General features: G+C 38.5%; 23 protein-coding genes. 1 reads left to right on the top strand and 22 read right to left on the bottom strand.

Annotation, left to right across the window (positions count from 1 at the left end; genetic code table 11):
• From VMY36_00505 to VMY36_00440, 14 genes are all read right to left on the bottom strand, one after another.
• A complete protein-coding gene (locus VMY36_00505) occupies positions 1-1,113 on the bottom strand; it encodes a sugar phosphate nucleotidyltransferase (GenBank protein HUV42377.1) in 1,113 nt (370 codons plus the stop codon).
• Entirely contained in the window at positions 1,098-2,177 is a 1,080-nt protein-coding gene (locus VMY36_00500; GenBank protein ID HUV42376.1) for a glycosyltransferase, read from the bottom strand. The genes VMY36_00505 and VMY36_00500 overlap by 16 nt, the downstream gene beginning before the upstream one ends.
• A 49-nt stretch (positions 2,178-2,226) precedes the next feature.
• Complete coding sequence (locus VMY36_00495; protein HUV42375.1) at positions 2,227-2,877, bottom strand: class I SAM-dependent methyltransferase; 651 nt, start codon at positions 2,875-2,877, stop codon at positions 2,227-2,229.
• 37 nt (positions 2,878-2,914) lie between these two features.
• On the bottom strand, positions 2,915-3,841 hold the full coding sequence (locus tag VMY36_00490; GenBank protein ID HUV42374.1) for a DNA-3-methyladenine glycosylase: 927 nt from the start codon (positions 3,839-3,841) through the stop codon (positions 2,915-2,917).
• Positions 3,838-4,428: an MBL fold metallo-hydrolase gene (locus tag VMY36_00485; GenBank protein HUV42373.1), complete on the bottom strand. Its 591-nt coding sequence runs from the start codon at positions 4,426-4,428 to the stop codon at positions 3,838-3,840. The genes VMY36_00490 and VMY36_00485 overlap by 4 nt, the downstream gene beginning before the upstream one ends.
• Before the next feature lie 123 nt (positions 4,429-4,551).
• On the bottom strand, positions 4,552-4,722 hold the full coding sequence (locus tag VMY36_00480; protein ID HUV42372.1) for a hypothetical protein: 171 nt from the start codon (positions 4,720-4,722) through the stop codon (positions 4,552-4,554).
• Between the two features lie 2 nt (positions 4,723-4,724).
• On the bottom strand, positions 4,725-5,498 hold the full coding sequence (locus tag VMY36_00475) for a PD-(D/E)XK nuclease family protein (protein ID HUV42371.1): 774 nt from the start codon (positions 5,496-5,498) through the stop codon (positions 4,725-4,727).
• A 36-nt stretch (positions 5,499-5,534) separates the two neighbouring features.
• Entirely contained in the window at positions 5,535-5,816 is a 282-nt protein-coding gene (locus VMY36_00470; protein HUV42370.1) for a hypothetical protein, read from the bottom strand.
• Positions 5,817-5,818: 2 nt separating this feature from the next.
• The gene (locus tag VMY36_00465) at positions 5,819-6,130 is read right to left on the bottom strand and encodes a hypothetical protein (GenBank protein HUV42369.1); all 312 of its coding nucleotides are present in this window, start codon (positions 6,128-6,130) and stop codon (positions 5,819-5,821) included.
• On the bottom strand, positions 6,127-7,479 hold the full coding sequence (locus tag VMY36_00460) for a restriction endonuclease subunit S (GenBank protein HUV42368.1): 1,353 nt from the start codon (positions 7,477-7,479) through the stop codon (positions 6,127-6,129). Before VMY36_00460 ends, VMY36_00465 begins: the two co-directional genes overlap by 4 nt.
• The gene (locus VMY36_00455; GenBank protein HUV42367.1) at positions 7,479-8,186 is read right to left on the bottom strand and encodes a hypothetical protein; all 708 of its coding nucleotides are present in this window, start codon (positions 8,184-8,186) and stop codon (positions 7,479-7,481) included. Before VMY36_00455 ends, VMY36_00460 begins: the two co-directional genes overlap by 1 nt.
• A gap of 2 nt (positions 8,187-8,188) precedes the next feature.
• On the bottom strand, positions 8,189-10,141 hold the full coding sequence (locus VMY36_00450) for an N-6 DNA methylase (GenBank protein ID HUV42366.1): 1,953 nt from the start codon (positions 10,139-10,141) through the stop codon (positions 8,189-8,191).
• Between the two features lie 9 nt (positions 10,142-10,150).
• The gene (gene lexA / locus VMY36_00445; GenBank protein HUV42365.1) at positions 10,151-10,789 is read right to left on the bottom strand and encodes a transcriptional repressor LexA; all 639 of its coding nucleotides are present in this window, start codon (positions 10,787-10,789) and stop codon (positions 10,151-10,153) included.
• A gap of 71 nt (positions 10,790-10,860) precedes the next feature.
• Entirely contained in the window at positions 10,861-12,135 is a 1,275-nt protein-coding gene (locus VMY36_00440) for a serine protease (GenBank protein HUV42364.1), read from the bottom strand.
• 179 nt (positions 12,136-12,314) lie between these two features.
• Here VMY36_00440 and VMY36_00435 point away from each other — a divergent pair, with 179 nt between their 5' ends.
• Positions 12,315-12,590: a hypothetical protein gene (locus tag VMY36_00435; GenBank protein ID HUV42363.1), complete on the top strand. Its 276-nt coding sequence runs from the start codon at positions 12,315-12,317 to the stop codon at positions 12,588-12,590.
• Between the two features lie 132 nt (positions 12,591-12,722).
• Here the strand turns inward: VMY36_00435 and VMY36_00430 are convergent, their stop codons facing one another.
• The 8 genes from VMY36_00430 to VMY36_00395 all read right to left on the bottom strand — a co-directional run.
• A complete protein-coding gene (locus VMY36_00430; protein ID HUV42362.1) occupies positions 12,723-13,082 on the bottom strand; it encodes a sigma factor in 360 nt (119 codons plus the stop codon).
• A 409-nt stretch (positions 13,083-13,491) separates the two neighbouring features.
• Positions 13,492-14,616 carry a glycosyltransferase family 1 protein gene (locus tag VMY36_00425; GenBank protein HUV42361.1) on the bottom strand — a complete coding sequence of 375 codons (1,125 nt, stop codon included), beginning with the start codon at positions 14,614-14,616 and terminating at the stop codon, positions 13,492-13,494.
• 8 nt (positions 14,617-14,624) lie between these two features.
• Positions 14,625-15,536 carry a glycosyltransferase family 2 protein gene (locus VMY36_00420; protein HUV42360.1) on the bottom strand — a complete coding sequence of 304 codons (912 nt, stop codon included), beginning with the start codon at positions 15,534-15,536 and terminating at the stop codon, positions 14,625-14,627.
• A complete protein-coding gene (locus VMY36_00415; GenBank protein ID HUV42359.1) occupies positions 15,520-16,725 on the bottom strand; it encodes a glycosyltransferase family 4 protein in 1,206 nt (401 codons plus the stop codon). The genes VMY36_00420 and VMY36_00415 overlap by 17 nt, the downstream gene beginning before the upstream one ends.
• Positions 16,722-18,194: a glycosyltransferase family 39 protein gene (locus VMY36_00410; GenBank protein ID HUV42358.1), complete on the bottom strand. Its 1,473-nt coding sequence runs from the start codon at positions 18,192-18,194 to the stop codon at positions 16,722-16,724. Before VMY36_00410 ends, VMY36_00415 begins: the two co-directional genes overlap by 4 nt.
• Positions 18,191-19,636, bottom strand: a complete 1,446-nt coding sequence (locus tag VMY36_00405; protein ID HUV42357.1) for an O-antigen ligase family protein — start codon at positions 19,634-19,636, stop codon at positions 18,191-18,193. Before VMY36_00405 ends, VMY36_00410 begins: the two co-directional genes overlap by 4 nt.
• Positions 19,611-20,492, bottom strand: coding sequence for a glycosyltransferase family 2 protein (locus tag VMY36_00400; protein HUV42356.1), 882 nt, complete (start codon positions 20,490-20,492; stop codon positions 19,611-19,613). The genes VMY36_00405 and VMY36_00400 overlap by 26 nt, the downstream gene beginning before the upstream one ends.
• A partial coding sequence (locus VMY36_00395) for a hypothetical protein (protein ID HUV42355.1) occupies positions 20,474-21,067 on the bottom strand: 594 nt, incomplete at its 5' end. The genes VMY36_00395 and VMY36_00400, both read right to left, overlap by 19 nt.

Raw genomic sequence — 21,067 nt, 5'->3', positions numbered from 1 at the left:
TTATAAATACTCTTGCCTGCCTTTTTCTTTTAATAAATTAACCATTTTTTTAACGTCTTCGGCTCGGTCCCGCTTGCAAATCAAAACAGCATCACCAGTATCAACAATAATCAAATCTTCCACCCCGATGACGGCTATAAGCTGGTCATCAAAATGAATGAGATTATTCTTAGCGTCAAAACCAATGAATTCGCCTTTTTTACCAGTCCCAATAATAACATTACCGTCCCTATCTTTTTTAGAAATATCATAAATCACTTTCCAGTTAGCAATATCCCGCCAGCTGTCTTCCTGTCTGGCCATCATCACCTTATCAGCTTTTTCTAAGATAGAGTACTCTATTGGGATATTCTCAAGCTGATGATATATTTTAGCGATTTCTCCTTCTTCTACATCAGCCGGTAAACCGGCGAGTTGATCAATTTTAGCCAGTAGTTTAAACCCCGAAGGCCATCTCTTCTCCATCTCAGCAATAAGCAGATCACACCGAGAGGTAAAACCTGAACAATGCCAGAAATATTTACCGGTCGCTATAAATTTCTTGGCGGTACTCTCATCGGGTTTCTCAATAAATTTTTCGGCTTCAAAAATGGGAATACCTCCAATTGTTTTAACTTTTTTTCTGACTTTAATATAACCATAACCTGTGGCCGGATAAGCTGGCTTGACCCCATAAACAACCAAGGCTTTTTCTTCGTCAGCGACTTTGGCCGCCGCTTCAATCATTCTTCTAAAGCGAGCGATATCTTTAATATAATCATCACTAACCAAAAAATGGACGATTCCCCGGGGATTTTTTCTTCTAATAAACATGGCTGACAAACCAATGGCGGCACTGGTGCCTCTTCTTTCTGGTTCGGAAATGAAATTTTCGGGTAAAAACTTGGGTAATTGTTCAACTAATTTTTGCTTGTAATTATCATGAGCAACCACGAAGATCCGATCATAAGGAATGAAGCCCTCTAATCGATCAACTGTTTCCTGAGTAATACTCTTACCTCCTGAAAGTTTGAGAAACTGTTTTGGGTTGGCTTGTCTCGATCTAGGCCAAAGACGAGTGCCGACCCCACCGGCAGGGATAACAATATAGAGATTTTCTATTGCTTTTTCCATTTCTTTTCTACAATCTCTTTAATTTCCTTTTTAAAATTCTCTTGACTAAATCTCTCCGCGTTCTGGCGACAAGCTTGAGAACTGAATCTCTTTTTTTCAAATTTCTTAATCGCCCTGACTAAAGAACCTGGCGTTTGCGAGTTAAAAAACAAGCCGGTCTTCCCCTCAATCACTGTTTCCAGTGCTCCACCGCCTCGAAAGGCGATAACCGGCCTGCCACACGCTTGCGCTTCTAAAGGTACAATACCAAAATCTTCCTCTTGCGGAAAGATCAGCGCTTGACACCTTTGATAGTAGCCCAAAAGCTCTTTGTCTGTCAACTGGCCCAGGAATTCAATGTTTTTTCCAGCCATTCTTTTTAATCTACCCATTTGACTACCAGTCCCAATAATCTTTAAAGGTAAACCTAATTGATTAAAAGCCTTAACCGCTAAATCAACTTTCTTGTAACCAACTAATCGGGCCACAACTAAGAAATAATCACCAACCTTTTCCTCACCTAAAGACCATTTTTCAATATCAAGGGGTGGATAAAGAATTGCTGAATCCTTTTGATAATATTTTTTAATTCTTTTTTGAACGTTTTGAGAAATGGCTAAATAAAAGTCAGGTCTTTGACAAGCAAATTTATCCCAGTAACGGAGATAAGCGACCATTGGTTTGGCTAAAAAACGAAAGAAATTGTTTTGAAAATAATCATCATAACCACTCCAAAGATAACGGGTTGGGGTCAAACAATAACAAAGATGAAAAGTCTGGGGTTGGGTAATAATCCCTTTGGCCGCTTCACTGGTCACCGAGATGACCAGATCATATTCACTAAAATCAAAAGATTCAAAAGCCAAAGGCATTAGATAAGGATAAGCTTCATGGCGTTTCCTGGCTAAAGGAAATTTATTTAAAAAAGAAGGGATAACTCTAAACTTTTTAGACCAAGAGGCCGTTTGAGGATAAAAAACGGCGGTGTAAAGCGGAGCTTCAGGCCAAATTTGATGAAGAGTTTCCAAAACTCTTTCCGCTCCCCCAATTTTATTAACCCGATCATAAACAAGAGCGACTCTCATCCCATATATTTTAACAGATTCAGGGGAAAGTGGCAGGATTTTGGGGGGTTTAGTTCCTTACGAAGAAACCTAGCCACTCTTTTTGGCCACTGGGTTCAATTTTAAAACTAGTCTCCACGACATTAAAACCTGCTTTCTCTAATATATTTCCAAACTCTGACTCCGTGTACAAAGCGAAGAATCTTTTAACTAACTTCCCTTCTTTTATTGATCTCCTCATTGATTTCGGCCTATCTCCTTCCTGACGTTTTTCCATTGAAATAAAAGCAAAATGGTCAGGTTTCAATACCCGCCTTATTTCTTTTAAAGCTTTGTTTAAATCTAGAGAGTTCAAATGGAGTAAAACTGCAGAGGCCCAGACAATATCAAATTCATTATCTTCGAACTTAAGATTGGTAACGTCCATTTCAAGAAATTTCGCTCCTTTCACCATTTTTCTAGCAAGATCAAGCATTCCCTTTGATAAATCCACACCAACATATTTCATTCCTCTATCTAGCGCTAAATGGGCATCATTCCCTGTGCCACAACCCAAGTCTAAAAATTTACTTCCAGTTATTTTCAAACTATTCGCTTCCATTAACCCCATGAGAATCTTAAACTCATCCAACCAGAAATTTGGAGTTCTTTCTTTTTTAAAAATCTTCGAAATTATGTCGTAAGCCTTTACTGTTGTAGATTTGAAAGAAGTTTTCTTCATCATCCCAATTTTACCAAATTCAGGAAGAAATTTTTCATTACATCATTGGATTAAGTCTGCCGGCACAAAGAAGATAAAAAGTGGCATAACGGCGATAAGGCTTCCATTTAGCTAGAATTTTTCTTGCTTTTTGAGGAGAGACTAGTTTACCGTCCCCATATATTCTTCCTAGAGCGGTTCGAACACCTAAATCATCAGCCGGGAAAACATCAGTCCTACCTAAGCCTCTAGCTAAAACATATTCAGCTGTCCAAGGACCTAAACCTCTTATCTTAGTTAATTCTTCGATGACTTTTTGATCAGACCTATTTTTCAATTCTTCAACTTCAAATTCGCCTGAAGCCACCAGTTTAGAAAAACCAAGAATATAATCAGCCTTTTGACGACTGAGGCCTATTTTAAGAAGGTCTTTGGGTTTCGCAGAAGCCAATCTCTCCGAAGAAGGAAAAGCATAATATTTTTTTCCTTTTACTTTAATTGATTCGCCAAATTTCTTGACCAAACGAGAACGGATTTTAGTAGCCACTACCAAAGAAATTTGTTGTTCGGTAATAGCGGCAATCACCATTTCGTAAACCGTAGCTGTTCTCAAAGGAATTAAACCGTAAAATTGTTTGACGGCTTCAGAAAGAACCGGGTCTTTTTTGGCTTTTTGATAAAAACCTTTTAAACTCTCATCTAAGCCAAAAATCCAGGTTAATTTCTTTTTTAATTCTTTTTGATTGACTCTAGGTTGGTATTGAACAGTGATTTGGGGTTTATCAGGAGGTGTTTTTTGAGAAGCGGTAATGAGAGTGAATTGATCACCGACTCTAATTACTCTCTGGTAAAAAGCCTTGCCCAGAAGATCGGATTTTTTAAAAAGATTGACGCCATCAGAAGTAAAATCCCCTAAAGTTTGAATATATTGATTTAAATCATAGGGAGGCTTGGGGTGAAGAATTATTTTTCCCTCTCCAATCATTTTTTTAGTGGATTCTTAAACATCTTTCCGTGTCCGGGAATAATCCAGTCAGCAACTTCTAAGATTTTTTTTCTGCTTTTTAGCAAAGCTTTTTTATCTTTAACGTACATGTCTTTATGTTTAAGCAAAGATTCTTTATCTGTTTTTTGTTTTTGACTTGTTTTCCACCACCAGACATCACCAGCAACAACAATGATTCCTTTCTCGGTTGGGACAACAAGAGAGCTATGGAATTGGTCATGGCCTGAAGTAAAAAGAATTTCTATCTTTGTTCCTGGGATTTTCCTTTTATGTTCATACTCTCTATCTTTGTCGTAGACCAGTTCATTATCCAACGCCTTTGCTTTAGGAAAAATTCCGACAAGGTAGTTATGGTCGGGGTGAAAGTGAGTCATAAAAACATAATTAATGTCTTCTGGTTTTAATCCTTCTTTTTTTAGAGCGTTGAGGAGTCTTTTTCTATTGATTCCTGGATCAACAACAATGTTTGTTTTCCCGTCTTGAATCAATGTTGTAGTTGAACTAGCAATCCAGCCTTTCTTTAAAGTTGTTGCGTATCCTTGAATTAAAACTTTAACTTTTACCATATATTAATTCTACCAAATTCAAGAAAATTTCGAAGTGGCAGGATTTTAGTGGCGAAAAATCCTCTTTTTCTAAAAAATCACAAGGTGTCCTATCTAAAACACCTCTAAAGTGTTATTTATAAATTATCTTCCAAATTTCTTCCTGATCGCTCTTTCTATCCGCTCCCAGCCTCTTTCTTTACCTGCCTCTGTCATTTCTGGTTTTTCAAGATTGGTGATTGAAGAAGCCAAATCCGCAGTTTCTTCTTTTGAAACCTTTCCTTCTTCTGGATTAAATCTTTCTTCCTCAGTCATTTTTAACCACCACCTTTCTTAACTTTTTCTTCTTTTTTAATTAGTTTCCGATACTGACAAAATTCACAATCAGGGTTGGAGTCAGGGATTTTACTGGAATCAAGACATTTTTTAATTTCAACAATCGTCGGTTCCACCCAAGCATCATCCCCTTTATGAGGAATTATTTGCAATTCAAACTCTAAACGGGCATCAAATTTAGGCCTACTTCTACCGGCGTTAGCGTAAACAAAGTAACCGGTCGGATTAACCTTAAAACCTTTTTGCCTAAAGATCCATTGATAAACTTCCATTTGTTTTTTAAAACCTTGTTTATATTCATCTTCAAGGGAAATTTCTTGACTAGTACTGGTTGATTTGTAATCAACAATAATTAATTCTTCCTGACTATTAATCCAAAGATCATCAATAATCCCACAGATTTCTAAATGAGTGGGTTGATGAAGAACTGAAGCACCAACAAATTTATAAACATCATCTCGCCAAAGGGGCAAGTCAGGATGAGCAAAAGGAATGGCATCAATCTTGTAATGTTTCATTAATTGATGTCTTTCCCCGTTTTTCCTTAACAAATCAAATTCGTTTTTTAAAAGTTGATCAACAGCCGAATTTAAAGCCCACCCCGGCATGCTGGGCCGACCCAAACCTAACCTCCTGTCTAAATAAAAACAACGAGGGCATTCCAAAAACAAATCAATTTTTCCCCGACTAATCCGAAAGGGAATTTTTGATTTTGGGTTGTAGAGATTTCTTTTTCTTTGTTGGTAGTTAGCCATTTTTACTCACTGCCAGAATTCAAAGGTTTCAAAAAATCACCAAGAAGGAAAGTAAAATGCTTGAAATTCTTCCCCAATACGAAACCTATTTCCTTGATAAATTTCTCTCGCTTTTTTAACACTATAAATTCTGAGTTTTTTAAGAGCTTCCGTATCTGTTTTTACGTATCCCTTATCTTTCGAAATTTTAAGCTCTGTGCCAGTCAACTTTCCTATGAAAGAAAATTGTAATACTTCTTTTGCCCAAACTTCCACCTTATAGGCAAGAAAATCACCTGTTTTTGGTAGTTTGAATTTCTTAAACTTTGCTTTAGCCATTTTTACTCGCTGTCTTTTTCAAAACTAAACTCACTTCTGTATATCGAATCTATTGTTTTTCCTATCTGACCGGATAACCACTTATGAAGAGCATTTTTCAATCCTCGTTTTTCTTTCAAAAATTTAATAGAATCACTTAACTTATTTTGTGTTTTCTCAGTTCGAACAACAAGTTTTAAGTCGCCATTTTCCATTTTTTCTATTCCTTCCAATATAAGGTTATTAAGGGCTCCAGTTCTGTGGATATCCATTTCTGTAAACGAACCGCCCGTGAAACTTGGAAGTTTTATATTTGAATTATCTTTCAAAATCATGCAGTTTTTTCACCTCCTTTTTCAATTATCTCTTCAACTTTTCTTTTTGCTTTTTCGAGAAGTTCTTTTAATTTTTTGCGGGCTTGGTGAGATTTTTTTACTAAATTGGCAATTTTTTGTTGGGTTGATTTTGAGAGAACAGGAATTAGGCAATCTCTAACCTGATCTGGTCTCCAATGGACTATAACTGAACCACCGGTGTCTCTTTCAACCTGAATCTGACCTACAATTGAATTTATAGCTAATGCCAAATATTCTTGCTCAATTTTTGCCTTTAACTTCAATCGCAAAATTCCTCCTGCGGTTATTCCCTCAATTGGCTCTTTTAACGCATAGGCAATCCCTGGTGTTGCATCTTTAGTTAATAAAATTTCCCCAACTTTTGGTTCAAAATCATCCTTAAGTTTTTGATATAAATCTTCGGTTAGGTATTTTTGATCTTTATCTTCAAACCCGAATTTCGAGAGGCTGCTTACTCGAAAAAATAATTTTCCTTCTTCTTGATATTCTTCGCTCCCTGGTTCAATTCCTTTTTTTATTGAAACTAATTCCCCTAGTAATTTTGCATTTTTATTTTTAATTTTTTCAATTAATTTTTCGTATTTCGGTTGGAAGTATTCGGCATCGGCACGATGAGCGGATTTTACTTCGGAAAGATTAACCACAAAAGATAAATCATCCTCCACTTCAAAATCCTTCAGCCCTAATTCTTCTAAAAGCAAATTTTCTGCTTGGGAATAAAAATTCTCTGTATTATCTAGTTCTTTTAGTGCATCTTTTAATAACCGCGCAATGTAGGGATTGTTAGATTTAGGGACTTTAAGATCTTTAATTTTATCGATAAACAAATTAAACTGAACATTCCCAGTAGATTCGCGGACCGATTGAAATTTCCCATATCTTGAATTTAAAAAGGCAACTAAAAACTCTGGTTCTAAGGTTTTTTCCTTTAAAACAATCCGCGCGACGTGCCTGTCAATATTAGCTGGTAGAAATTCCTTTGTTACTAAACCAGCAAAACCAATTGTACCTACGGTGGACAATAAAACATCTCCTTCTTTCAACTGTGATCTTTTATTTCTCTCATCAATAATTTTAGAAATTGTGTTGACATTGGTGTCGTCTATAAATCCGTCTCTTACATGTTGGGCAGAGAAGTATTTTATTCCGCTTTTTTCATCAAAAATAGGCGATCCATGTTCACCGTCAGTAATATAAGCGATATCTCCAAGTCTGACAGTAGAAGATTGCAATTTTTTAATTTTTTCCAGATACTCCGGCTGGTAATATTCCGCATCCAATCGGTTCGCACCTTCGAGTTGGGATTTTTTGATTATTGAAAAAACCATTATTTTCCTTTCTTAATCACTTTCAAAATTTCTTCACCATCAGAAGAAATAATAAACTTTATAACTTCTGGCTCTTGCGAAATCGTCTTAACTGTCATCTTTTTGGCAAGAAATACGTTTTTAAAACCCATATCTTGTAGTTCTTGGGCTCCCAGTTGAACATTTTCGTAGATCTCTATACCCGGTTTTACTAACCTATTTCTTTCTAGTGTCTCAAAAACTGTCTGAGGAAAGTTCTTTCTACGTTCGTTCCACATATATTTTTGCCTTGTCTGTGTGAATAGAATAGAAAAGATAGAAATCAAGGATAAAAAGAAAAGCAAATAAAAAATAGCTTGGCCTAATGCAAAATTGCCACTCCAACTTTGTGCAAAAAGAAATAAAAATCCAAAAAAGAACGAGGAAAATACTAACAACCAAATTATGTTATTTGTCCCTAACACTTTCCAATATTCAGGGAATCCTCTGCCTCTGTCCTTAAGATTTCCGAGTGGAATCGACACAAAGGGATGAAATTCTATAATTTGCCAAACAATGGCTACACCAAGTATAAAAGTTAAAAATGAGACTGGTTGAGCCAAATCTTTATTAGTAAACAATTTGATTAAAGGCTCTAACTTAAAAAGCGGTAGGATTGCGATAATTAAGGAAATTGCAAGTCCTAGTACGGAGATTACCGGCTGAAGAAAATCATTATCTTGTTTCATTTTTACCTCCAAAAACTAAATTTTTGCTCTTTAGCGAATTTAATAAACTTTTCGGCGATTTCGTCGAGGTCATGATCGAGAACTTTGCGACCTCGGCCATCATAGACTAGGTTTCCTTTTTCGTCTTTTTTATAAACATAATTCCCGGAATTGTCTTTTCCCGATTTTTTGGAAACCGCCATGAAAATTGGGTAATCCTTTGGTTGTTTTTCATCTTCGATCCATTTTTGTAAAAACAAAACACTTGTTTTAGTACCCGTGTGAGGTTTAAAAGTATTACCGTGTAAGCCGACTACTGCTAAAATTCTAGCTTTCTCAAATATCCACTGACGAATATATTCCATATTGGTGTTATTTAAGACTCCTTGAGGTAGAACTATCGCTAGACGACCCCCTGGTCGAATCGCATCTAATGATCTTTCAATGAAAAGAATGTGGCGTTCAACGTTTTTCTTTAGTTTGCCGTCCTTTTTGGCTAAATCATACTGACGTAGCAAGCCTGGCTCCGGATTTTCACCGGCAAACGGAGGGTTGGTTAATAAAATATCAAAATTAAGATGGCTATAAGCAAGCTGGTTTTCTTTATCATCTGAGGGGTTGTCAAATTTAGCTAAAAGCGGCTTTAAGGCTACCCGGGCTTCTTCTGCATAAACTCCCTGCCAATCCCGAGCATCAAGTGAATCTCTTTTAAAAATATTGTGTTTGCCATCACCGGCAATTAACATCAGTGCCTGAGAAATTCGTCGCATATTGTCATCAAAATCAATTCCAAAAAGGTATTTTCCTGCATAATCTTTCTTCGCTGATTCTGTTGGCAAACTATCCCATACTTGATACATTGTGTGAAGGAGGAATCCTCCAGAACCACAGGCGGGGTCAATAACATACTCATCATCTTTGGGATTAAGCATCTTCACACACATCTTAATCACGTGCCTAGGAGTAAAATATTGACCTTTTTTACCTTTTGAAACCTCGGTGATGAGATATTCAAAAGCGCTATCGATAATCTCATATTCGCCCTGGCCTAATTCAAAAAAGCGAACATTTTCTAAAAAAGGAACACAAATATTAAGTCTTGCCGGCGTAAGCTTAATCCGCTCAGACGACTCAAAGGTTTCCGGCCATTGCCGGGCAGCATTTTTAAAGAGTTGATTGATAATTTCATAGGTTTTTTCCGGATCACGGTACTTTCTAAAAAGAACTTCTTGGTCTTTTCGGCGTTCAAGAGCCAACTTCTCATCAAAAAGTTTGGCATAGATCATTTTAAATATCTCCTCAAAGACATTAGCTCCAGAACCAGCTAGTGCCAGTTCTTCAATTCTTTTAACAATTTCGACAAAATCAAATTTGGGGTTTAAATCATTCCAGGTTTTTTTAATCTCAAAGAGATCATCAATTGTCTGATCTGCGGCTGGAATTTCACTTAAGGAATCCTCGAATTCCTTTGGATAGGGTCTGTACAAGATTACTTTTTCTATTCCGTTCGACCAAACTCCGATTTCTGAACCCTCGGCAGAGAGATAACTCTTGAGTTGTTCAATGCCTTTCTTTTCTGTTGGGCTTTTAACTTCAATAATAATAAAGGGTGTAATTTTATCTTTCTTGTAAACAATAATATCAGCCGCTTTGGCGTGAATTTCGTGACCGAAGTGAATACTCTTCTCTGTATCTATTCGTTCAAATGGATACTTATAGGTAGTGTGGAGTTTGTAAAGCCATAATTGCCGAATAATTTCTTCAGGTTTGCCCTTCTGTTTTTCTTCGTCATAGACAACTTTTCTTTTTCCAGATTTGAGATCTTTAATATAATAAACCCCTTTCTCTTCCTCGGTAATCGTTAGAACTTTAACCAAATCTATCTCTTCAAACTCTTTCAGCCCATAAAGAATTCCTGGGTCTTTAAAAATTTTGTCAATTACTACTTTTGTCTTGTTTTGTTTCACTGTTGGCATAAATTCTCCTTAAGCTGCTGGTTTCCAGTATGCTTTATTTAAAACTGAAACAACTTTACCTTTCAATTTCATCTTGTCAGTGAATGGAATAACATCATATTTTGGATTTTCTGGTCTAAGGTAAATGTATGGAGGTTGGTCGTCGGAAATAAATCGCTTGACCATTGATTCTCCTTCAACATCAGCCAAGACAATATCCCCAGAAACGAATTCATTTTGTCTCTTAACTAAAACTGTGTCTCCATCATCAATACCCGCATTAATCATCGAATCACCAGAGATTCTAAGAAGAAAAACTTCATCTTTAAGTTGAGTTACTTCTGAAGATATAGCTTCCCAATCTCCAGAAACCTCAATTGCTTCTAGAGGCGCTCCTGCACTGGTTATACCTAAAAAAGGAACTAGTGGAGGTCTTTCCAAAGCTTCGTATCCTAACAGTAAAATAGCGATGCTTCGGGCTGTTCCTTCATCACGCTTAATAAATTTTTTTCTTTCAAGATGGCCAAGAAGATCAACTACTGATTGATTAGAGACAACGTTTAGAGCATCTTTCATCTCTTCAAAATTTGGAGGATAACCTGTTTCTTTAATGAATTTGTAAATGATCGAGAGTAATTCTTTTTGTCTTTTGGTAATGGCTAGTCTCATTTGCTAAAATTATACCCGACTATTTATTCTGGTGTCAATAGTCTATTTTACCTACACTCTAGCTTATAGTTTTAATCAGATGAATAAAACCAATCCCATTCTGGATTTTCCACTTCTTTTATTTTACTTTTCAGCATTTTATAAACACCGTCTTCCAGGACTGTTTGCCAAGTGCCTTCATAATAATGAATTTCCACTTCCCCATCAACCCAGTTTTTGGTCCCAAATTTGACAAAGACCGTGTCTTCGCTATTTTCGTATCTTTCCGAGAGAAAAATATTGACATCTAGAATATCAACAAATCTGTTTGTCCATTCTTCAAAATTGGTCTTTTGGAGATACTCCTGACTTAAAAGCTCAAAGCCTTCTTTCATTTTCCTGGCTTTAAGATAGGTATAAAAAGCCTTGACCGCTTCCTCAGGAGAAGCCGACGGATCAACTTCTATCTTGGTAATTTCCTGGTCAGTAAAGAGCGGAACCATGATTCTGGCATGATCCGCATCAATAAAAAGAGATAAACCAGCCAAGCCGATCGTATTAATGCCGACTACCTGTCCACACTGGTCGGTTAAAGGTCCGCCGCTCATCCCTTCCACTAAACTGATATTAGTTTGAATATAACCGACCCGTTGGCTTTTGGGATTACGAAAGTCAACAAAATTTCCCTTTAAAACCGTGGCTTTGCCGCTTAATTCCGTTCCCATTGGATAACCGGTGGCTATTAGTGGTTCATCTTGACGAAAGGTAATATCTTTCAAAATAGGCAAAACTAAATTCGGGTAGTGGTCTTCGGTAAACAAAAGAGCCAAATCAGCGTCTCTATCACCAAGAATCCTATTCGGGGTAATAAAACTACCGTCAGGAAAGATTACTTTAGGACTGGGTTCATCAGCAATAACATGGAAGTTAGTTAGAATCTGGTTTTCAGTGATAAAAAAGCCGGATCCCTCAGAATAACCGCCGACGACTCTGACCACCGAACCCTTTAACTTATCCTGAACCCCAAAGGAACATAAAAACTTACCGTAATAGCCGTACTGGGTTCTTAAGTAATCCATAATCACAAAAAGAGAAGCCACCATGTAAATAACTAAACCAAGAACAAAAAGAGATTTCAAGAAATTCTTCAGGCTTTTAAAAGAAAAAATGAAAGCATCAATGATTATTTTAATAAGGGCAATAACTAATTTAATCAGGAACTTGACCGAGTAATAAGCGGAATAGGTAACCAGTTTTAAAGGAAAAAGATACAAAGGAAAAAGGAGACGCTTGATATAGGCTTTCAGCCGAAGAAAGATTGACTTTATCGCCCGTCGGAGTCGAAGTTCAAGTTTGTCAATAAACATCAATCTAATTCTAATTTTACCATTCCTCCATTGTTTCAACAATCAAATGCTTTGGGTCAAAAGAAAAATCCAAAACCCCACTGGAAATTAATTTTCAAATCCTATAATATTTGACTCGTTGTTATTATTCTGTTAAAATAACTTAAAATCCTAGAGAAAGAGAATTGAGGAGGAAAGAGATGGCTGAACAAGTGTTAGTAGCGGTAGGTTGGGCTAAGTACTACATCCCAAAAGAGGTGCTTAAAGGCTTACCTGAAGATCAGAGGAGAGCGCTCATCGTTTCCACTGCCAATCAGATCGGCATCGCTGAACTACTGAGCACTCTTCCTCTAATCGAATGTAATCCACCTCGGTTCCTATCGGAAACAGCCGAAGCGCTGAAACAGGGCCTAAGGGCGCTGGGCGTCGAGGATGTTGACCTAGAGATCCGAAAGGCTGTCCAACGACTTGGCTAGTCAATGCTGACAAGCAAACTCTCTCTAGATTTCTAGGACAGATCTTATCGAGCAGGTGGAAGTCACCGGAATTGGCTCTTGCCGAAACCATACTCACCTGCTCTGTTTCTTTTATTAGATAAATTTCTAGTTTCATTCTTTACAAACCCTCAGAGTTTCTCTAGCCATCTTTTCCCAAGAGTATTTTTTTACTTTTTCTTTCTTCGCCTGTTTTTGAATAGAGACGCCTGTTTGTTCTTCTCTAATGGCGGCTCTGATCCACCAGGTGGAATAGGTAGAGAGTTTGTAGTCTTTGCTTAAATCATATTTTTCAAAAGCCATCAGCCAGCCAGAGAAACCGGCTTTGGCTAATTTGAAGAAGTCTTTTTCCTTGCCTTCTTTTTTGGCGACACTTACTGCCAGTCTGATGCCCTCTTGGGCTAATTCTGTAAAGGCTTCTTTATTACCTTGGCGAGCTTTTTTAACTAGTTCTTTTTCTTGTTTTTGAGTCATTTTATTAAAAAGATTTAAAAATGGGGGCAGGAGTTAAAAAGGGGATGGCTGAAAAAACTCCTGCCCTTTGCCGGAGCAAAGATCGACTACTTGTCGTCTGAGCCGCGGTCGCTGCTCTCCCCATCACTACCACGGTCTCCGCTATCGGAGTGGGTGCTACCACCGCGGGAAAGGTCTCCGCTATCCACAGCATCGTCTCGTGCGTCGTGCCAAGCTTGAGAAACGTCTCTGCTTGACGAATCGGTATCTTTCGCAGCATCACTCTTGTCATATCCTGACATCTCGACCCTCCTATCCTAATTGCGTGGATTTTTTGTCTGACAAAGTGCCATCCCTTTGGATTTCTACCTATAATTATAGCATGAAAAGTAAAGTTGGTTTTTTGGAAGCAATGTTTCTCTGGATAAATTTACGATTCGTAAACTCTTAAAGTCTCCCTGGCCATCTTTTCCCAAGAATATTTTTTTACTTGTTGATAGCCCTTTTTGCTTAATTCTTGTTGAAGTTTCTTATTGTCAACTACTTCTTCTATTCTTTCAGCCATATCTTTGACTTCTAAAGGATTGAAATAAACCGCGGCCTGACCATAAATCTCTGGTAAACAACTGGCTTTTGAACAAACCACCGGCAAACCAGTCACCATCGCTTCTAATCCAGTCAAACAAAAACCTTCTAAGAGTGAAGGAGTGACAAAAGCTTCGGCTTCTTGATAAAGAGCAATCAATTCTTCATCTGGCACAAAACCAGCCAGAATAACCATGTTTAAGCCTTTTGTTTTTTCCACTTCTTTTTTAAACCTTTCCATAAAAACATTTCTGGCACTGGCAATCACCAGAGAAAGATTGTTTTTGTTTTCTTTATTGATTAATTGAACCGCTTGGACTAAACGGAAAACGTTTTTATGAGGGTAAAGACTACCCGTGTAAATAATAAAAGGTTTAGTAATTCCATATTTTTTCAAAGCTTTTTCACCACTCAGACTGGCTTTTTTGTTGGCAAACTCCCCGGCGCCTTCATAAGTAACCACGATTTTGTTTTGCTTGATTTTGTATCTCTTAACTAATTCTCTTTGCCAATACTGACTAGGGGTAATAATTCTTTTCGCTCTTTTAATGGCCAGAAAAACAATTAATTGGTAAACCCAATATTTGGGCCAGTAAAAAAGAGATAATCTGGTGGTCGTTTTCCTTCCTCTTGATTCGTGTTTGATTAAATCATGAATGGTAACAATATATTTCCCTTGCCAGAAAATGGGGACATTGAAATGAGGAAAATGAACGAGATCAGGTTTAATCTTTCTTAAAATCCCTGGTAAAAGAAATTGTTCTTTAAAAGAGTAATGAGGCCAATCAGCCAGGATTTTATGAAACCTTTTGTTTTTGAATTCTAATTTTTGATAATATTTTTTTCTTAATAAGATAAAATAATCATTTTTTTCATCAATTTTTTCAATTTGATTGATTAAATTAAGAATATAACGGCCAATCCCCGCGTGTTCCAGCCCATACATCCTAGCGTCAATAACGATTTTCATTGGTTTAGTCATTTAAAGCGATGAAGCAGTAATCTTAAAAAACCCAGTAATTTGATGGCAGTAATTACCAGGAAAGTCAACCAAAAAGGATACTTATCCTTGTAAAATTTTCTGTAAAAGATTTCCATTGCCTGGGTTGAAGCCTTGGCGACTTTTATCCTTGTTTCCCGAGTCACTTGGGTAATTTCTCTTGATTCTTTTCTTAAACCGGAACTAGCGCCTTTGTGATGTTTTAAAAGGACTTCCGGATAAAACATGTTCTTCCAACCGGCTTTTTTGATTCGGTAAAACAAATCCAGATCTTCACCGTAAAAGAAATAGGACTCATCCCAACGGCCGACTTCCTCTAAAGCCTTTCTCCGAACAAACATAAAGGTGCCAAAACCGGCATCAATTTCATGGGCTTTGTCCAAATCAAGATAGAATTGATGGTATTGACCAAAAAACCTGCTCTTGGGAAAGAATTTTTCCAAACCTAAGAAATAAGTAATCGAAGCCCAGGGAGTGGGAAAACCCCGATGACAATCGGGATCCATACCCCCAGAGACTAAAAGGGCTTTGGGAGTAATTGCCCCAATCTTGTTATCGCTCCCCATAAACTTAATCATTTTTATAAGGGAATCAGGTTTGATTTCTGTATCTGAGTTTAGAAACAGAGTAAACTTGCCGGCGGCCCTTTTTAAACCTAGGTTGTTACCCCCAGAAAAGCCAAGATTCTTTTTACTGATCATTAAGTCTACCCCAGGAAATTCTTGTTTCACCATTTTGGCTGAGCCATCAGTCGAAGCATTGTCAACCACAATTGTTTTAAAAGAATAATCGTTTTCTTCGGCTTTACCAACCGCCATTAAACACTTTTCCAAGAGTTCTTTAGTATTATGGCTAAGAATGATAATCGAGAGATCAATTTTTTTGGCCACTGGCAACCTCCTGGTAAGCTTTGTCTAAAGCTTGGGCACTTTTATTCCAACTGTATTGCTCTTTAACCAATTCCCTGGCCTTTTGACCAACCTTTTTGGCTAAATCCTTATCTTCTAAAAGCATCAGCACCTTTTCCGCTAAAAGACCCAAATCATTTTCAACAAAAATCTCTTCTTTATCCTTGGCTTTGATGCCCTCAACCCCTTCAGAGGTGGTGACGATTGGTAAACCCGAAGCCATCGCTTCAAAAAACTTGGTCCGACTGCCGCCGCCACTGCGCATCGGCGCGACTAAAACCCAGGAGCGCTGGTAAGCTTCCCGACTGTCCTTTATCTCCTGGATAACAATTCTTTCCTTACCCACGTATGAAGCCAAGGCTTCGGACGCAATCTTGCCCACAATCCAGAGTTTAACCGCTTGGTTTTTTTCTTTGATAATTGGCCAGACTTTTTCAATTAAAAGTTTGGCGCCCTCTGTGTTCTGCATCCAGTGAAAGTCGGCGGCGCCAAAAAGAAGGGTAGCCTGTTTGTTTTTGGGATATTTTTTTTGACTATAGAATTCAAAATCAACCCCATTGGGAATGAGAAAAACTTTTCTGCCAGGAATGACTTTTTTAATGTAATTGATATCGTCTTCAGAAACCGCCGCCAAATAATTGGCCTGGCGCCAGTAGTAAGACTCCCAATATTTTAGTTTGAGAATATCAATGATTAAAACGATTTTCAGGAAAAAAAGATACCAGGGTAAAGTGGCGACATAATGGCGGTAGACCTGGTAAAAAATGGTTTGTTCGGTTAAAAGAATGGGAATCTTGGTTTTGGGAATATGGGGCATGACGTAAAAATTCTCAGCGTGAATCAGATCATAGGTTTCTTTTTCTAATTCTTCGGCCAAAGCTTTTTTTTCTTCAACCGAAGAATTCCTAACCACCAAAAAGGGGTAAAAACCAAAACCAGTCTTCAGAATGTTAGTTAACATCCAAGGGCGTTCTGGCCTCCTAAAAATCCTGACTTTATGACAAAACTTTTCTAATTCTTTGACGTGTTTTCTTTCGGCTTCATCCTTGATTAAGGCAAAAAGAGAAATCTGGTGTTTCTTGGCTAGATTTTTAATTAAATTATAGGAGCGAACCTGACCGCCAGAGGAAGGCGGGTAAGGCAGATAAGAAGTGAGCATTAAAATTTTCATTGGCGATTAAGTCGGATATCAAAGATAACGTATTGGTCGGTTTCTTTAATTAATTTCGATTCATTAAGAAATTGGCCAAACTCAGTGTTTTTTAATTCGTTGACTTTGGTGGTGACGTAATATTCCGCCCCTCTTTCCCTGGCTTTGTTAAAGGCTTCCTTTTCATTGGGAATATTAGAAGCATAACCGCCGGTCCAGCCATAGCGATTGGTATTGTACAAAAGGGTGGCGTCATTGGAATCACCGGTCAAAATTAGGGCGTTTTGAGGCAAAAGTTCATCAACCGCCAAACCGGCCAAATCAACGCCGCCTTGAATCAGATAAAAACTTTCAATCTCATACCAGGAAAAGCCAAACATAAAAAGAATACAGATGGCAATTACAAGATAGCTAATCATCTTGGAAAAGGATTGTTTAGAGGCTTTTAAGAGCCAAGCAGTCCCTTTGGCCAAGAAAACCGCGGCTATCGGGATAAAAGGAATCTGGTAATAATCATGGGTGACATTGCCGGTCGCAAAAACGGTGACGTAAGCCAGAAAAGCCAGCAGCCACCAATAAAAAAACCAGCCCTCTTTTTTGCTAGGTTTAAGCATTAGACCTAAAACCAACAAAGGCAGACCCCAATAACCCAGAATTAATTTGCCGATTCTTTCCGCAAAAATCCAACGGAAAAAAGCCGGCCGAAAGCGAATCCCGTAAAGATTGAATAACCAGATATTGGCCGGAATCCCTTCTGGAAATTGGGTAATCCAAAGCCGCCAGGCCATTAAAGGCAAAAGCGCCAGAGCGAGAAATAAATATAATTTCTTTTGGCGAATAAAATTGAAGCCCCACCGACGCCAGACTAAATAAAACAGAGGGATGCCTAAAAACAAAGGAAACATTTTTAGAGTTAAAGCCCAGGCCGCAAAAAGGACAGCCAAAGCAAAACGTTGCCAGGTTTGTTTCTCCAACCAAAGAATGAAGCAATAGAGCATGGCCATCGAGGTGAAAAGCATTTCCATATCCGGCAGAACCACCCGGGAATAATAAACACTGTAAGGCAGAATCGCCATGAAAAAGGCGGCTAATAAACCCACCCTTTGATTAATTAATTTTTTGACCAATAAATAAAGAAAACCAATGGCGGCCAAAGAAAAACCAATGGTCACTAAACGGGCGAATTTTTCTTGGACGCCAAAAAGAGCATAGACCCCGGCCACCAAGGTTTGGTAAATGGGCGGTTCAACCAAGAAATAGCGCTGGGGGTTAAAAACCATTTCTTTGGCAATCGGCGCCATATTGTCAATTTGGGGATGAAAGAAATCAAAACCTTCTTTAATAAAATTCCGGGCTACGGCCGCGGTATCGGCCTGCCGCCAGGAATGGTGGTCGGCCAAAGGAATGTCGATTTTGTACAAGCGCAAACCTAAACCCAAAAGTAAAATTAGGCCTAAGAGAAACCAGGGCTGGGTCATAATTTTTCTCATGTTTTTAGTTTGACTGGCTTTAAAGCCATTAAACCCATTAAAGTGCCCATTAAGAGCCAGAAAACAAAAGCGACTTTGGAGGCTTCAAAAACATCAATGAAAATCGCATTAGCAAACAAACCAATCGCCGCCCCGGCCAGAGCAACGACCATTGCCTTAGCAAAGGTCTTCTTTTCTTTTTGGAAAAACAAGATTACCCTTCGACCAATTTCTAAAAAGATCAACCAAAAGGAAAGAAAACCAAGCAGACCGGTTTCCGCCAAAATCCGCAAATAGTCATTATCCGTGGCCAAAGTCACCGAAGAATAGCCCGTCCCTAACAAAGGATTTTTGGCAAAAGCTCTAAGGGACCTGGGCCATTCAACATTAAAACGAATCCCGCTGGAATATTCAACCGCCATCTCAGTGGTCGGCTTCCAGGCTTCAGCCGTGACTGTCGCTTCTTCTGCTTCTTTTTTGGCTTTGGGTGAAGGCTTGGGCCGCTGGGCTACCGTTCCTTTCGGTTCTTCTTCAGTCACCGGTGTTTGGATAATTGCCTCTTCCTTGGCTTGTTCAAAAAGTTTAATCCGAGTCGAAAGAGCGGAAAGATCAATGTTAAAAGTGGTGGCGTAACGTTGAACAAAGTCCGCCGAAAGAAAAACCAACATTAGACTGACCGCCAGCACCGGTCCCACCCACCAATACTTCTTTAAGCTAATCAGAATGAGAACCATCGCCATTAAATAGGCAATAAAAGAAACTCGGGAAGCCGTCAGAACCAAAAGATAAAGACTGAAAAAACCAACCAAGCCAACGGCCACCTTGCTGGCTTTTTTCTTCAGACCAACCATCAAACCAATGGTTAAAGCCAGAATCATCACCAAATAGGCAGCTAAATCATAGTGACCCGCAAAAGTGGAATTGACCCTCGCCCACTCACTTAATTGGAGCAGTAAACCCTTGGAAAATTCTTCGTTCATAGTCGAGACCACGGGCCAGGCAAAAAACTTTTGGCCCAAGCCATAGATCACTACCCCAATCGTCGCCAGAAGAATCGCCCAAGCATAGGAAACCACGTTTCTCATTTCTTTAACCGAAGCATAGGCCACAAAGAAAAGCGACATGTACTCAAAACGCCGGAACCAATGAAGCAAGGCTAAATGAGAGGAAATGTTTTTAGTAATCAAAAGAGCGCTGAAAAAAGACAGACCGCCAATTGCCAGATAAAGGAGAATTAACTGACTGACCCGGTCCCGAAGCACCGGAAAACCATTCTTGATTTCCAAAGCCAACCAGAATAAAACAATCGCCATCACCAAAAGGTCTTCAACCCTAATGGCCACGTAAGTCCCCGGGACATTGACCAAAGGAAATTTGGGATACAAAGGAATAAAGATAAACAAAACAATGACCGCTAAGGACAGCCAGTTGGTTTCTTTAAGCGATTTTAAAAGCTTCGCCATAAGTTTCCTTAAGATACTGTTTCTTAATTAAATAACCAAGCAAGAGGGCTCCGCCTGCCTTTAATTTTAACATCAAACGTAAAACCGGTAACTGCCAAGCAGGATAATGTTTCTTATAGAAATAGATTAAGCCTCGATAAATATTCAAGATCGGGTCTTTCCGGCCGGTGACGGAACTGGCTCGTTCCAAATGAGTAATCCTAGCCTCTGGATAAAAAATAACTTGGTAACCGGCTTTTTTGATTCGATAACACCATTCTGTTTCCTCCATGTACATAAAAATCTTTTCGTCAAACATCCCTACTCTTTTAATGACCTCTTTTCTAATCATCAAAGCCGACGCCATCACCCAATCAGCTTCCACTGTCTTTTCCCCACTCCGGCGAACCAAGTGACCGCCCAGCCAATGTTCGGCAAAAAGCATGACCATGGCAATTCTTAGATGAGGAAAAGGGCCATAAGAGGGTTGGTTAGTCCCATCAGAATTAAGAAGCTTGCAACCAACGACACCAACTTGATCATTGTTTTCCAGGAAACGCGCCATCTTGACCGGTGCCTTGTCTTTAATCAAAGTGTCTGAATTAAGAATGAGCAGATAATCACCTCTGGCTTTTTTCATTCCCTGGTTATTACCCTTGGTAAAGCCAAGATTCTCCTTGTTCTCAATTAGTTTGACTTGTCTGAATTTCTTTTTAATCATCGCTGGTGAACCATCAGTCGAAGCATTATCAACCACAATCACTTCCAGTTCATAAGGATCGGGTTGGAAATTGAAAAGAGACTGGAGACAATTCTCTAGGATTTTTTTGGTGTTCCAGGAAAGAATGATAACCGAAATTATTTTCTTTTTAGCCATGGTGAGCGAATGATTTTAACAATAAACCAGGCTAAAACTGAAGCAACCAGAATAATCCCTGTCCAAATTAACAATCTTGCCCAAATCGGTGACTCGACCCGGAAAAGGGTAATTTTGGCGGTAAAATTCTGACCCTCAATAGTAAAATCAGTAATCGGTTTAATACTTTTGGAAAGATAGACTTCGTCTTCACCCGGAATCCAGCCGCTAATAAAAAGAGATTCCCTTAAAGGATGAATCAATTCTTCGTAAAAATTTGTTTGAAGGGTGTCTTTAATGGTTTCGCGGGCATATTCCGGTGGATGATTCAGACGATAGGTGACTAAAGGCAAATTGAAAAAAGAAGAATGAGAAAAAGCTTTTTCAAAAAAAGCAATCGCTTCCCGGCGAGAAAGATTGGTGTAATAAGCGGAGACCCCAGGAATCTGAACCGTGTCCCCTGGTTCAATTGATTTTAAAGCCGGTTCTAAATCAGGAATCTTAGAACTGGGAAGAATTAAATAAAGAATCCCAATTAGATAGATAACTAAAATTGGCAGAATAATTTTCTTGGGCCAAAGCTTCTTTTTTTTTAA

This window comes from Patescibacteria group bacterium, from assembly GCA_035529375.1.
GTDB lineage: Bacteria > Patescibacteriota > Microgenomatia > PFEM01 > JAHIFH01 > DATKWU01.
The sequence above is the reverse complement of the archived record's forward strand: the minus strand, read 5'-3'. Positions and strand labels throughout refer to the sequence as shown.